General features: G+C 42.3%; 12 protein-coding genes and 1 tRNA gene. All 13 read right to left on the bottom strand.

Annotated features, from left to right (window positions below):
* Positions 1 to 63: 63 nt before the first annotated feature.
* The 13 genes from ACFFGV_RS20510 to ACFFGV_RS20450 all read right to left on the bottom strand — a co-directional run bounded on the left by ACFFGV_RS20510 (position 64) and on the right by ACFFGV_RS20450 (position 15,101).
* Complete coding sequence (locus ACFFGV_RS20510; RefSeq protein WP_377351837.1) at positions 64 to 237, bottom strand: CxxH/CxxC protein; 174 nt, start codon at positions 235 to 237, stop codon at positions 64 to 66.
* 66 nt (positions 238 to 303) lie between these two features.
* The gene (locus ACFFGV_RS20505) at positions 304 to 1,524 is read right to left on the bottom strand and encodes a S1C family serine protease (RefSeq protein ID WP_377351836.1); all 1,221 of its coding nucleotides are present in this window, start codon (positions 1,522 to 1,524) and stop codon (positions 304 to 306) included.
* A 101-nt stretch (positions 1,525 to 1,625) separates the two neighbouring features.
* Positions 1,626 to 2,420 (bottom strand): MBL fold metallo-hydrolase, encoded by a 795-nt coding sequence (locus ACFFGV_RS20500; RefSeq protein WP_377351835.1) that lies wholly within the window; start codon positions 2,418 to 2,420, stop codon positions 1,626 to 1,628.
* Entirely contained in the window at positions 2,417 to 3,286 is an 870-nt protein-coding gene (locus tag ACFFGV_RS20495) for a two-component system regulatory protein YycI (RefSeq protein ID WP_377351834.1), read from the bottom strand. Before ACFFGV_RS20495 ends, ACFFGV_RS20500 begins: the two co-directional genes overlap by 4 nt.
* Positions 3,286 to 4,611, bottom strand: coding sequence for a YycH family regulatory protein (locus ACFFGV_RS20490; RefSeq protein ID WP_377351833.1), 1,326 nt, complete (start codon positions 4,609 to 4,611; stop codon positions 3,286 to 3,288). Before ACFFGV_RS20490 ends, ACFFGV_RS20495 begins: the two co-directional genes overlap by 1 nt.
* A complete protein-coding gene (walK, locus tag ACFFGV_RS20485) occupies positions 4,608 to 6,461 on the bottom strand; it encodes a cell wall metabolism sensor histidine kinase WalK (RefSeq protein WP_377351832.1) in 1,854 nt (617 codons plus the stop codon). Before walK ends, ACFFGV_RS20490 begins: the two co-directional genes overlap by 4 nt.
* A 7-nt stretch (positions 6,462 to 6,468) precedes the next feature.
* A complete protein-coding gene (gene yycF / locus ACFFGV_RS20480; RefSeq protein WP_377351831.1) occupies positions 6,469 to 7,173 on the bottom strand; it encodes a response regulator YycF in 705 nt (234 codons plus the stop codon).
* A gap of 262 nt (positions 7,174 to 7,435) precedes the next feature.
* Positions 7,436 to 8,890: a peptidoglycan DD-metalloendopeptidase family protein gene (locus ACFFGV_RS20475; RefSeq protein ID WP_377351904.1), complete on the bottom strand. Its 1,455-nt coding sequence runs from the start codon at positions 8,888 to 8,890 to the stop codon at positions 7,436 to 7,438.
* A 493-nt stretch (positions 8,891 to 9,383) separates the two neighbouring features.
* A tRNA-Phe gene (locus tag ACFFGV_RS20470) sits at positions 9,384 to 9,456 on the bottom strand.
* Positions 9,457 to 9,661: 205 nt separating this feature from the next.
* Positions 9,662 to 10,951, bottom strand: a complete 1,290-nt coding sequence (locus ACFFGV_RS20465) for an adenylosuccinate synthase (RefSeq protein WP_377351830.1) — start codon at positions 10,949 to 10,951, stop codon at positions 9,662 to 9,664.
* Positions 10,952 to 11,283: 332 nt separating this feature from the next.
* The gene (gene dnaB / locus ACFFGV_RS20460) at positions 11,284 to 12,645 is read right to left on the bottom strand and encodes a replicative DNA helicase (protein ID WP_377351829.1); all 1,362 of its coding nucleotides are present in this window, start codon (positions 12,643 to 12,645) and stop codon (positions 11,284 to 11,286) included.
* A gap of 39 nt (positions 12,646 to 12,684) precedes the next feature.
* Entirely contained in the window at positions 12,685 to 13,131 is a 447-nt protein-coding gene (gene rplI, locus ACFFGV_RS20455) for a 50S ribosomal protein L9 (RefSeq protein ID WP_377351828.1), read from the bottom strand.
* The gene (locus tag ACFFGV_RS20450) at positions 13,131 to 15,101 is read right to left on the bottom strand and encodes a DHH family phosphoesterase (RefSeq protein ID WP_377351827.1); all 1,971 of its coding nucleotides are present in this window, start codon (positions 15,099 to 15,101) and stop codon (positions 13,131 to 13,133) included. The genes rplI and ACFFGV_RS20450 overlap by 1 nt, the downstream gene beginning before the upstream one ends.
* Positions 15,102 to 15,127 lie beyond the last annotated feature (26 nt).

The raw sequence follows: 15,127 nt of genomic DNA, 5'->3' as shown, positions 1-15,127 counted from the left end.
ACGAAACCATCCTTGTGAACAGGTTATACACAAAGTTATCCACATATTCACAATCACTTTCCCTTATTTGGTGTTAGAACCTGCGTTCGCCACCATATATGCAGAACGCTCCCCACAGTATTCACAGGTTGTGGATATCTCATTATTCACTTCTTCCATTACCGGAAACGTTTCGTATTCATCCACAACAACGTCTAATGCTTTCTCTATGTGCTCCTGACAAACATATAATTTCATAATCGGCTCCTCCTTTCCATCCCTCGCACAAAAGAGCAGAGGGACATCCCTCTGCTCTCCCTATTCTTATTGCGATGTTAGCTTCAATTCTGTTGCTTGTTGTTCCCCTTCACGATAAAACGTAACACTCATGGTATCGCCTACTTGTGTTTTCTCGTACAGATGCTTACGCAAGTCGACAATGTTTGTTACCGGTTCCCCATCAAGCTTGGTAATAACATCGTACTGCTGAAGACCAGCCTGGGCTGCCGGTGAATTAGGCTCTACACCATTAATAAACACACCTGCTTCTACATCGTTTGGAAGATTTAATGTCCCTCTCCAATCATTGCTTGCAAGCTCGGCGAGAGAGTAAGCCTCGATACCCATGAATGGACGGGTAACTTCTCCATCCTTCTCCAGATCATCGATAATAGGTTTCGCTGCATCAATCGGAATGGCAAATCCGATTCCTTCGACAGAAGACTGAGCGATTTTCATGGAGTTTACTCCAATCAATTGCCCCTTAATATTAATAAGCGCCCCTCCGCTGTTCCCAGGATTTATCGCTGCATCCGTTTGAATAACCTCTGCCTGCCAATCAACGCGACCGTCTCCATTTAAATCCTGTGGTATCGCACGCTGGGTACCGCTAATAATCCCTTTTGTGACCGATCCAGCAAACCGTAATCCTAACGGGTTACCGATAGCAATAGCCGGCTCCCCCACCTTAACATTTTCTGAGCTGCCGAGTTCGATTGCTTTACCGATATCCTTGTCCTTCACTTCTAATACAGCTAAATCCGTATAAGGGTCACTGCCAAGCAAGGACGCTTCCACTCTCGTTTCATCCATCAACACCAGCTCTATTTGTGAGGCATTTTGAATAACGTGGTGGTTTGTCACCACATACGAGCTGTTTCCTTCCTTCTTATAAATAACACCGGAGCCTGTACCGCCTTGCTGTTCCTCATTTGAGAATAATCCAGAGGCTCCGCCCTGCTGAACCTTCACTACGCCTACAACTGCATCCTGAACGTTTTCCACCACTTCCGTTACCTGAGTCGTAACGTCTACATTTACGCTTTGGGATGTTGGCGTATCTTCATCTGCTGCTTCCTCATTCTCTCGGTTGGCTTCCTCATCCGTAATAGCCAAATCATAAGGCAGAATGTCGGATTGTATTAATGCTGGTAGTGCTAAAACAATAAGTACTGCGCCGAGAATCAATCCTACTATCGTTGGCATTACCCAACTAGGTTTCTTATGTTGATTGCGTGATGAAGTATGATCGTCATAATACCCCATATAGCCCTCACCAATCCTTTCTCTTTCCTTCACTAGAATACAATAGCTATGTTTGTTGATTAACTAACTATCTGTTCCTCAATTGGATCAGGCTAAAACGTTTAAGGAGTAAAGATAGGAGTCGCCGAAGCCGGATCCGTATCATATAAGTTTATGGAATCTCCTATAGGAACATCGCGTTCTTTCAACATATTTCCCACAGACATTCTAGCCAGATCTTTCATGTTATTATCTTGACTTAAATGGGCTAAATAAATACGTTTCGTATTATTTCCAATAATATCTGTTAAAGCAAGAGCGCAGTCTTCATTAGAGACGTGACCTTTGTCTCCAAGAATCCTCCTTTTAATGTTCCAAGGATAACGTCCCATCCGAAGCATTTCTACATCATGATTGGATTCAAAAATATACGCATCAGCGTCTTCCACCGTTTTCTTAATCCGTTCCGAAACATAGCCGAGGTCTGTCACAAGTGCTACCTTTTTTCCGTTATTACGGAATACATAGAACATTGGCTCCGCAGCATCATGGGATACGCCAAATGATTCTACATCAAGATCGCCAAAGGTTTGGACGGAAGCCATTGGAAAATCAAATTTCTGCTCGGTCGCTACTTTACCAATATGGCCGTCCATCGCCTTCCACGTCTTTTCATTGGCGTAGATAGGAAGGTTGTACCGTCTTGCCATAATACCAAGCCCTTTAATATGGTCACTATGCTCATGCGTAACCAATATCCCATCAATACTCGTTGGATCAATGTGGACTTCCCCTAATAATCGCTCTAGCTGCTTTGCGCTCAACCCGGCGTCCACTAATAATCGTTGGTTATCTGTGCCTACATAAAAGGCATTCCCCGTACTTCCTGATGCCAGGACACTAAAATGCAAACTCATTCTTTCTCCTCTCCACTAATTGCTTCTAGCTCTATTGATAGATTTTTAATCGCTTGTTCGATAAATTTGCTCTGGTCTGTTGATATTAATTGACCTTCTACCCCATTGACGTAATGATTTCTAGATTCTTCTCCATTTTGAATAGCGAGCTTCCACGTTGGTGAGAAAATCTGCGCACCCTCAAGGGCCCATAATGTATGATAGCCTAGCGACATACCTGTTACGTTATCCCCTTCAAACAGCTCATTTTGATTATACAATTTTTCCACAGCCTGCATAGGATTGATCAGTTCTTTCGGTTCGCCTGTATCCGATACATCATCGACGAGCGTTTGTACATATCCTGTAATATGACCCTCTTCATTAGCCTTTGCCATAATCATTGCGTTTTCATTATAATAAAACGGCTTATCTTGATAGTTCTGAAAGAAAATAAGTACGTCTTCTTCCTCATTGTAGTTCCAAAAGGTATATCGATCCCCAAACATGACATTACTCGTTACGGTACTTTCGATGACATCCTTAGCCGATTCCAGATTTACATCCAGAGGCTTGTCAAAGGTAGAAACCAGCACATGGTCATTTTTGAGTCTTGTAATGTCCTGATTGTTTAATATCGTATCATTTTCATCCAGCTCACTTTGCGTGAACGTGTGCTTTTTAGCAGATATATACGATTCCTTCACGGTTTCCTTCGGTAGTTCTCCGACGGTAATATTAGCTGCTTCTAGACTCTCTTCGAAATTGGGACTGTCCAAAAGGGCGTATTCTGATTCTTGCTGCTTTTGCATAAACTGATGAGCCAAAAATATGTCGAGAATCAAAAAGCACAGAATAAAGAGTGTTTTTATCTGTCCCCATTGCATTATTGTACGCCCCCTTTGTTGACGAGCTCACTTTCCTTCAGCAGCTTCCAGCCACCGCCGACCGTCTTGTAATACCAGGCTGGCTGGAGGGAAAAGACGACCTCATATTCATTCTCTTTCTGAATCATGGTGTAGCCAATCCTAATATCTTCTACCAATAAAGGATACTGTTCTATTTTATTTTCCATCCGTTGCTTCACATCTGCACCGGACATGAGTGTCACCGCAGGGGAATTACTGTCTATTTCCGTATCAAACTGAACGAGAGAACGGTTATAGCTGTACAGCTCTTTATTTCTCCATGATTGTTCCATCACACTCAGACCGGCATCATTAAATACAGGATAGCCGTTTTGATGAATTCGATATTGGACTGTACTTCCCGTGCTGTTCATATGACTGATGACATAGTTATCGGTCCAGCCGTAATGATCGTTGATAAAGCTTTGGCTCTCCTTAATAACATCAGCTCTTGTCATCGTTTCTGACGCCTCTTGTTCAGAGGGGGAATTATACGTGAAGCGCATATACCGATTTGGCTCGCTAATGGCTAATTGACGGTAATCGTCAATATAATAGGACTCCCCGTTCGTAGGGGTCTTCTTCAGTACCTTATTCCGATCATTAAACAGGACGTTTACCATCGGTTCTATAGCAAGCTCATCCCGGAAGAAGGAAAATTTCGGCACCTTCACTTCTCCCGCCGGAATATAGATAGGATTCTCTCGTTTCTCATTAATGGAGAGATGCTCGACGTGACTTCCCGTATCATTAATTAACGGCAAGTACTCTGTATAAGGGTTAATGTTTTCGGTCGTAGCCTGATACATCTGCTCATTTTCATCGGAATAAAAATGAACGTGGTTGTTTGAATTTGCCGAGGATATATCGACAAAAATTCGGTCCACCATGTATTTTGGAACATCCTCGTCCTCGTTCACTGTTAACGTGTTAACTAAGATGGACAGTGGCAACGAGGTAGGGAAGATAATTTCTACAGATGATTCTCTATTCACTTTATTTTTAGACACCGATTGAAAATCAATAAGCCGCCATCCTTGAAAGGTAGTGTACATATCCATGGATGTATTATAGGAGTCCATAGCGTAGGTGCTCCCACCCTCATGAAAAATAACCTGACTTGGCTTTACAAGCGTGTTTAGGGACTTCTGCTCCCCACTAATCCTTGTGTCACCCTTCAGATAGTTATCACCGTCTTCAAGAACATCAAGCTGTGGTTGGTAATTCCAAATGGCAAAGGTTAAGAGCAGACTAGTAGCGACCAGTATGGTTAACACAATAGTCTTAATCGTTTCTGTTCTCACGAGTCATCCCCCCGCTTTTCCTTCATGAGCGGAAGCGTAAAGAGTATAGTAGTCCCTGTACCCTCTTTACTTTCAGCCCATATGTTCCCTTCATGCGCTTCAATCATTTCTCGGGAGATCGCAAGTCCTAAGCCTGTTCCTCCAAGCTTTCTGGAGCGTGCTTTATCAACACGATAAAATCGTTCAAAAATCTTCTCCATATTCTCCTTCGGAACTCCCATTCCCTGGTCGGATATTTTAATAAGCAGCTTTTGCTGTTTTTCCTGTCGAATCGCCTGGAAGGTAATGGTGCCACCCTCTGGAGAATATTTAATGGCATTGGAGATGATGTTGTCTAACACTTGCGTCATTTTATCCTTGTCGATGTGGACGAACATATCATCCTCCGGAATACTCCTTTGGAATTGAATATGATCCTCCTTGTTAAATTCGAACCGATCAATGACATGGTGGAAAAACCTTCGGAATTCGACTTGCTCTCTATACAATTGATAATCCTTGTTGTCCATTTTGGATAACTGCAGTAAATCATTGACGAGGCGAATCATACGCTCCGTTTCATTTTGTGTGACGTCCAGGAAGCGAGGGGCTATGTCTTTATCCTCCCACGCACCATCTGTCAGCGCTTCAAGATAACTGCGCATGGTCGTCAGCGGTGTTCGCAGCTCGTGAGATACGTTCGCAACAAATTCTCGACGCTCGCGCTCAATTTTCTCCTGCTCTGTTACGTCACTAAGCACGGTAATAAAGCCATTCATCTCTTCGTTCTCATATTGGACCATAGAGAAGCTGGCCTTCAGTAATAAGTGCTGACTGTCCTCGCTAAAATCAATGATAATGGAGCCAGTATCCTGGATTTCGGAAATATCCTCCAGCCGGTCATGAATGTGCAGTACATCTAACATGGATTGCCCCTGCACAGATTCAAAGCTTTTTCCAATTAGACGTGAAGCAGGCTCGTTCATTAAAATGATACACCCACGATGGTCCGTTGCAATGACCCCTTCTGTCATATTGGCAAGAACAGAACTCAGCTTGCGCCGCTCTCCTTCTGTCGTAGCCTGGGAGAGCTTGAGCTTATCGTTTAACTCATTAAAGGAGGAGGCAAGTTGCCCAATCTCATCGCGCCCATACACGTTGACCTTCTGAGAGAAATCTCCAGTACCCATCACTTTAGCGTGCCTGCCCATTTCTGTAATCGGCTTAGTGATGGTTCTTGCAATAACGATACCCAAAAGGGCAGAAATAGAAATCCCAAGAATGGTTCCATTCGTGAAGATCTTATTAATATTTTGCAGCTGTCCATATACTCCTTCTAACTGGGCTTTGACATAAATAGCACCTGATGGAGGGACATCCTGGTCAGTCGTGTTGGTGTCGTTTTGAGTATAGATAGGAAACGTCATAATGAGCATACGCTCTCCTTCATCAAGTACTATGGTTTGATCCTTCGTACCTGTCAGAAGGGTACGCTTTACCCTTGTTTCCGTAGATTTCTTGCCGATATTATTCGTTTCGTAAGGGTTATTCGTCCCTATAATACGACTATTGTTATTAATAACCTGCAGATCGGTAATTTCCTCTAAGAAGTTCGTATCCGCCAAAATGGATTGAACGTCCTCCTGCAAGGTGGGACCGCCCTCTTTCCTCTCCTTCGCAAATGCCTGCTCCAATTGATAGTCTAAGTATTGAATATTTTTCTCTACGGATTGTTGAAATTCGCTAAACAATTCACTTTCCAATTGCTGCGAAAAATAAGCCCCTATTACCTGAATAGGAAACAGGAGCAATAATATAATTGTTAAAATTAACTTAAACCGTATCGATTGAAAAAAGCCGACCTTCTTCATATAAAAATTACTCCTGTTCAGGCGTTCTTAAATAATATCCAACACCACGACGGGTTACAATCCACATTGGTGTACTTGGATTCTCCTCAATCTTTTCTCGCAAACGACGAACGGTTACGTCTACAGTACGCACATCACCATAGTAATCATAGCCCCATACTGTTTCTAGTAAATGCTCTCGGGTCATCACTTGGCCAATATTGCGAGCTAAATAATGAAGCAGCTCAAATTCACGATGGGTTAACTCAATCTGTTCCCCATCTCTAGTAACGGTATATGCATCCGGGTGGATGACTAGCTTGCCAATTCGAATATCATTGGTCGCCTTACTGTCCTCTTCCGGCTGCTGTTGATGACGTCTTAAATTCGCTTTCACCCGAGCAATTAGCTCTCTATTGTTAAACGGCTTCGTAACGTAATCATCCGCACCAAGCTCCAGCCCAAGCACCTTATCAATTTCGGAGTCCTTGGCTGTCAGCATAATAATCGGCATACTATGATTTTTTCGAACCTCTCGGCATACTTCCATCCCATCCTTGTTCGGAAGCATAATGTCCAGAAGAACTAAATTCGGGTATTCCTGGTTAGCTAACTGAATGGCTTCGTCCCCGTCATAGGCACAAACCACTTCATAGCCCTCTTTCTCTAAGTTGAATTTCAGTATATCAGCAATTGGTTTTTCATCATCGACAACTAATATTTTTTGGCTCATCTTTATCCCATCCTTTATTAAGGAATTTGCATTCATGGATTGAATCTACTGTGTCTTTAATTCTTTATTTTAACTTATTTTTTACAAAATGTCTTATCATCACACACATTACAGTTTCTCCCTACATTCTACTACACCATGTCCCGACAAAAAAGCTGCGTCTTTGTATTGGCACGGGAGTCTCCTTCTATAAAGGGTAAGCAACACACGAATACGGATGAATGCTATAAAAAAACCTCTAGCATTTGCTAGAGGCTGTGTATTATCTTACGTAATCTAAAGGATTTTGCAAGTTACCGTTCTTATATACTTCAAAGTGGAGGTGAACGCCTGTAGAATGCCCAGTTGTTCCCATTACACCGATTTTCTGTCCCTTTTGGACTGTTTGACCAGATTTAACTGTGATGGAGGAAAGATGGGCATAGATAGTCTTATAACCATTATTATGACTAATTTCGACTTTCTTTCCGTATCCGTCGCTTCCATCTCCGGCAGATGTAACAGTACCATTATCTGTGGACTTAATCGTTCTATCACTCACTCCTGCTATATCAATTCCCTTGTGATAGGAGCCCCAGCGCATCCCCTGCTTACTAGTAATCACTCCACCTACTGCAGGCCATGAGAAGTCTCCAGTACCTCTAGAAGGAATCACCTTGGTACCTTTTACAACGATTTTCTTCTTCGGTTCTTTCGTCACTTCTTCTTCTACTACTTCTTCTTTTTGAACGTTCCCATTCTTCTTTGTAATCTTATAATGGGTTTCTGTCTTTCCGTCTTGACCCTCTTGCTTCACTTTCTCTTTCCCTTTATACATATCATCAGATTTCTTCACTTCTGTTTCGTACTCGATCGTAGTTTCTTCTTTCTTCTCCTCTACGACGATAACATCGAGATAGGAAGTGTAATCTGTTACGTTCACTTCTTGTCCGATACTGATAATCCCGTCTTCTTTAAGGTCGCTGTTAAGATCTAGCAGCTCGGCTGTAGACAAATCGTACTTACTAGCGATTTCCCCAAGAACCTCTCCTTCTTCAACGGTATGTACCTTCTCTTCAACTGTTCCCTTTTTAAAGACTTGTACTATCTCTTTTGGAGTAAGTACTTCGTCTGGAGTAACGATTTCATTAGAATATGAAACTTTTTCCGAGAGCTGTACGTCTACTATAGTAGACTCCCCTGTCTCGATGTTCTTTTCCGTATTAGAGTCTTCCTCTAATTGGGAAAGGACATCCTTTGAAACATATTGCTCTTTAAGGTTTTCAATGGCCTGCTTCGCCTCTGCTTCGTTCTCGGCATAGCCAACTACTTGATTACCTACTTGAATTTGAACTGCATCTACTTTAATAGAAAGCATTTCATCCAGCGAGGACATTACTTGTTCATTGTTCGTATTAGGTCTGAATACCTTTTCTGGAACAAAAGTAACTTCTTCACCTAATGTTACTTCAACTTCCTTATGGTTGCTTTGGGCCCTGTTTAGTCGCTCGTCCATATAAGATTGTACTGTCTTCTCGTCATCTACTGTTCCGACACGTTCTCCATCTACATACACGTGATACACCGTTGGTATCTGGTTCTCTATATTTGAAGCGTACACAGAACCAAATGTAATGCCAAACCCTAAACAAGTTGTCAACGCTACCTTCTTCCAGAAAGAGGTACGGTTTGGTGTTGGGGTATCAGCGGATGTGTTTGAGGTCGTCTTCTTCTTCATCCACACGCTAAGATCCTCCTACCATATTCCCTATTTTTTTACTTATTTCTCTCTATTAGTAAATACTCAAAAGTCTGCCTTTTTGTCACTTTAATAATCTATCACACCCTCTTGCCATAAATAAATAGGGTTCGACACGATGTAACAAACTTGTATTATTCCTTCCAATCAACCACTAATAAAATAGAGTATATAGTGTGTAAAAGTGTATTTTTACAATATATTAACGTTATTACTTACATTTTATAGGTGTTTTTGTTTCATGTATGTTACAAATGTGTCTTTACATTACACTGCTTTTTACCTACCATGATCCCACTATATTTCCATACATTACCTATAAAATCAGTATTTCACTCTAATCCCAGTAGCGGTTTGTCTTTTAGGAAGGTGTACTGTCACTATCTTGTAACAAACTTCACAAACTTTGACATAAAGCTCTTTTTTTCGACAAAGAAAAAGGAATTACCATAGTGGTAATTCCTTTAATAGATGGCTCGGGACGGAATCGAACCGCCGACACACGGATTTTCAGTCCGTTGCTCTACCGACTGAGCTACCGAGCCATATGATATAATTTTTAAAGAGTGTATAGGTTGTTCAAGACAACGATATTAATCGTACCATCTTTTCCCCTTAGTGGCAATAGATATTTAATAAAAAACCTATATGTATGCAATTATCTCGTCATCTATTCTATCGATTACAATCCTACATCAACATCGCTCATAGTTAAAAAAAGCCTGCCATTTTTCGATGGCAGGCTTTGTATTACGCTTGGTATATATCTTTCATAATGTTCGTTTGCTCGCGGTCTGGTCCTACTGAAAATACTGCAAGGGGGATACCCGTTAAGTCGGAAATACGATTCACATAATGCTGGGCATTTTCTGGTAAATCCTCGAAGCGACGAACTCCTGTAATATCCTCACTCCAGCCTGGCATTTCTTCGTAAACAGGCTCACACTGAGATAAAATATTGAGATTAGCGGGAAGCTCCTCCAGCACTTTTCCATCGTACTTATATGCCGTACAGATTTTTAGTGTATCAATACCTGTCAACACATCAATGGAGTTAAGGGACAGGGCGGTTAGACCGCTCACACGACGCGCATGAGAAACCACTACACTGTCAAACCAGCCTACACGGCGTGGTCTACCTGTCGTTGTGCCGTATTCACGACCAACCTCTCTAATTTGATCGCCAATTTCGTCGTGTAGTTCCGTAGGGAAAGGCCCATCGCCGACACGAGTCGTGTATGCTTTTGATACTCCTACTACTTGATGGACCTTAGTAGGTCCAACCCCTGCGCCAATCGTAACTCCCCCTGCTGTAGGGTTTGACGATGTTACAAATGGATACGTACCTTGGTCGATATCAAGCATGACGCCTTGAGCTCCCTCAAATAGGACAGACTGATTGGCATCAATAGCATCGTTCAATAGCTTAGAAGCATCACATACATACTTCGCCAATTGCTGGCCATATTCAAAATACTCGTTAAACATGTCTTCTACCGACATTTCTTCCCCATTATAAATATGCTTGAACAATTTATTCTTCTCGGCAACATTCTGCTGAAGCTTGGTACGGAACGTGTCTGCATCCAATAAATCAGCAATCCGGATGCCTACTCGAGCTACCTTGTCCATGTATGCTGGACCGATTCCCTTTTTCGTTGTACCAATTTTCTGGTCGCCCTTTTCTTCTTCCTGATACTCATCTAGTTTAATGTGATACGGTAAAATAACCTGTGCGCGATTACTAATGCGCAGGTTATCCGTACCAACGTTAAGGTCATGTAGATATTGAATTTCTTTTAGCAATGATTTAGGGTTAATCACCATTCCATTCCCTAATACGCAATCTTTATCATCGTAAAAAATGCCTGATGGAATTAAGTGAAGCTTATACGTTTCTCCTTTGAATTGGATCGTATGGCCGGCATTGTCTCCCCCTTGATAACGAGCGACAACATCTGCCTGGCGAGATAGAAAGTCTGTAATTTTCCCTTTTCCTTCATCTCCCCATTGCGTTCCAACAACTACTACTGATGACATACAACGGCACCTCCGCCTAATTTGAAACATTAGCTTTTTATTGACAACATTTGTAGCTTATCAGGACATACAGAAAAAGTCAACGAAAAACACGAACGATATTTTACTATTTTTATTTATTGTTCGATAAATAACGCGACTCTAGTATCGTTTGTTATCGATGTTTCTGTTTAGCCCCTTATATCTCGAATCCAAGTCCTCCACTATCTCTTCATTATAGGAAACAACCTACCATCTACATTGGCCTTAACACAGCTATTTTACTTATACATTTTTATTGTATCCAAATAAAAAACCTACTACACGGAGGCAGTAGGTGGTGTGGGCATATGTTATGCGGGAGGAATATCGCTCTCGTCATATCGATGATCTAAATCTACGAATTTGTTATATTCCTTCACAAATGCCAGCTCAACCGTGCCGACGGGGCCGTTACGCTGCTTGGCGAGGATAATCTCAATGATATTCTGTCGTTCTGACTCTTGGTCATAGTAGTCATCTCTATACAGGAAGCCTACAATATCGGCATCCTGCTCAATACTACCTGATTCACGGATATCGGACATCATTGGTCGCTTATCCTGTCTGCCTTCCACCCCACGGGAAAGCTGAGATAAGGCTATTAATGGAACATTTAGTTCCCGGGCAAGCCCCTTTAAAGCTCGGGAGATTTCCGATACTTCTTGCTGGCGGTTCTCTTTAGAGTTACCGCTTCCCTGAATTAGCTGCAGGTAATCTATTAAAATCATCCCAAGGCCATGCTCTTGTGCTAGCCTGCGGCATTTGGAGCGAATTTCATTTACTCGGATACCTGGTGTATCATCAATAAATACCCCGGCATTGGATAAGCTCCCCATTGCCATCGTTAGCTTTCCCCAGTCCTCTGTTTCCAAATGGCCGGTACGCAGTGCGGACGCATCAATATTCCCTTCTGCGCAAAGCATACGCATGACAAGCTGTTCAGCCCCCATCTCAAGGGAGAAAATCGCAACGTTTTCCCCTGTAGTAGTGGCAACGTTTTGAGCGATGTTTAAAGCAAAAGCTGTTTTACCAACAGATGGTCGGGCAGCAATTATGATAAGGTCGTTCTTTTGGAAGCCTGATGTCATGTTATCGAGGTCTCTGAATCCAGTTGGAACCCCTGTGACATCAGCATCGCGATTATGCAGCTGTTCTATATTATCATAGACTTCAATGAGAACGTCTTTAATATTTTTAAAACGACCGGTGTTTTTCCGCTGGGCTACCTCTAGAATAGACTTCTCCGCATCATTTAAGACCCCTTCTATGTCGTCCTCGCTGGCAAAACCATTCGTCACGATAGTAGTGGCTGTCTTAATGAGCCGTCTAAGAATACTCTTTTCTTCTACAATGCGTGTATAGTACTCAATGTTCGCAGCTGTCGGAACCGAGTTCGCCAAATCACTAAGGTAGGATACGCCACCTATTTCCTCTAGTGTCTGTACGTTCGAGAGCGCTGTCGTAGTCGTAACTAAGTCAATCGGCTCTCCTTTTTCCGACAGGTCGAGCATTGCTTCATATATACGCTGGTGACTGGCCCTGTAGAAATCCTCCGGCATTAGTACCTCTGAAGCTGTTGCAATCGATTGTGGTTCTAAAAATATCGCACCGAGCACCGCCTGTTCTGCTTCTATATTATGAGGCGGTGTACGGTCGTTCATAAAGTCACTCAACGTCGTTTCCTCCTTCTACCTATGCAGAGGATGCTTCTGTTATTTTTCCGTAACGTGTACCTTGATTGTCCCTGTTACCTCAGAGTGGAGCTTAACGGGTACATTTGTATATCCAAGCGTACGAATGGGAGAATCCATTTCGATTTTACGTTTATCAATCTTGATTCCATGTGCCCTCTTGAGTTCCTCTGCAATGTGCTTACTCGTAATAGAACCAAATAGACTTCCTTTATCTCCGGATTTAGCCTGTAATTCCACTGTAAGATTCCCAAGTGTTTCTTTTAAACGCTTTGCTTCGTTTAACTCTTCCTGCTCGATTTCTTCCTGCTTCTTATCCTTTGCTTCTTGAGCCTTTACATTACCCTTTGTAGCTTCAACAGCCAAGTTATTTTTTAGAAGGTAGTTACGAGCATATCCCTCTGATACATTTTTTATTTCGCCTTTTTTCCCTTTTCCTTTTACGTCAGTCGTGAAAATTACTTTCATTATTCACTTCCTCCTTCTAAATACTCATCTATAATCTGCTTCAACTGCTCCTCTGTTTCCTCAATGGTAGTATCGGATAACTGAGTTGCCGCATTGGTAAGATGACCGCCGCCATCCATGCTTTCCATAATAACCTGCACGTTTACATCTCCCAAGGAACGGGCACTAATTCCGACCCTTCCATCAGAGCGTTCAGAAATGACAAATGAAGCGACCACACCGCTCATCGTCAGCAGTGTATCCGCAGCCTGCGCAATAATGACAGGGCCAAATACCTCGCCAGGATCTGCTTTAGCGATTGCAATGCCGTCTCGATATACATTGGCTTTTTCTATTAGTTTACTTCGCCTAATGTACACATCAAGGTCTTCTTTCATGAATTTCTGAACAAGCACGGTGTCTGCCCCTTTGGAGCGTAAATAGCTGGCTGCATCAAAGGTTCTAGATCCCGTTCGGAGCGTGAAGCTTTTCGTATCTACTATAATCCCTGCCAATAAAGCAGTCGATTCTAGCATATTGAGCTTCAATTTCTTTGGTTGATATTCTAACATTTCTGTTACTAGCTCTGCAGTGGAAGAGGCATATGGTTCCATATAGACAAGCGTAGGGTCCTTAATGAACTCTTCTGCTCTTCTATGGTGGTCAATAACCACGACATGCTCCGTACGACTCAGCAGCTTCTCGTCAATGACGAGAGAAGGTTTATGCGTATCTACTACAACGAGCAGCGTATTCTTACTAACGACTTCATGTGCTTCTTCTGGCGATACAAACCAGGAATACAACTGATCGTTGTCCTGTATTTCTTCCATGAGCCGCTGAACTCCAGTATTCATTTCATTTGGGTCATATACCACGAACCCATCCTTGTCATTAGCCTGAGCTACCTTCAGTATCCCAATACATGCTCCTATGGAGTCCATATCCGGATTTTGATGCCCCATTACAAGCACCTTGTCGGCCTCCTGTACTAATTCCTTTAAGGCATGTGAGATGACGCGGGCGCGAACTCTTGTCCGTTTTTCCATCGGATTCGTTTTTCCGCCATAAAAGCGCACCTTTCCAGTGTCATCTTTAATAGCTACCTGGTCTCCGCCTCTTCCAAGCGCCAAGTCCAGGCTGGATTGAGCTAACTCCCCTAATTCTGGTAAGGTGGCTTCTCCCACCCCTATACCAAAGCTTAATGTGAGAGGGACATTTTTATCTGAAATAAGCTCTCTTACCTCATCTAAAATATCGAATTTAGCCTTCTCCAAACGAGATAATATTTGCTGATTCATGACAGCGAAAAATTTATCCTGAGAAGATCGCTTTAAATAGACCCCGTATTCCTGTGACCACTGATTTAGGATGGACGTCACTTGTGAGTTAATATGACTTTTAGCCGTATCATCCATCGCCTGGGTAATTTCTTCATAATTATCTAGAAATATGATGGCAATCACCGTTCGGTCATTGTGGTAAAGGTTTTGGACCTGTGTTTGCTTCGTTCGATCAAACAGATACAATAGCCGCTCTTGTTTCTTAATCACCGTTTGCAGCTCATATCCTTCTACACCAATCCATACTTCCTCTTTATCCTCCTTGATGCTCGGGATGATCTTATCATTTATTTCGTTCAAAGACTCCCCGACCAGCGTATCCTGTTGATAAAAACGATTCATATATGGATTAGCCCACTCAATATTATAGTCTTCACTAAACAGTACGATCCCGATAGGCATTTCCATTAATGCTTCTTCGCCTACCTTCTTAACCCGGTGAGACAGCGTGGATATATATTCCTCTGTCTCATTAATAAGAAATTGTTCAGTTCGAACACTATAATATACCGACGCAGCCAAAAATGCGGTCATAATTAAGCCGAGCTTCCACTCGTAGTAAAAAATAAGCGCTAAAAAGATTAAGGATAACGTATAGATTACCCATAAGTGACTGCTCAATTTTGGTTTTTTAAAGAAATTCGGCATGACCGTCATCTCCTACACTAATTGTC

Origin of the sequence: Pontibacillus salicampi, from assembly GCF_042434395.1 — a bacterium.
Lineage (GTDB): Bacteria > Bacillota > Bacilli > Bacillales > BH030062 > Pontibacillus > Pontibacillus salicampi.
The sequence above is the reverse complement of the archived record's forward strand: the minus strand, read 5'-3'. Positions and strand labels throughout refer to the sequence as shown.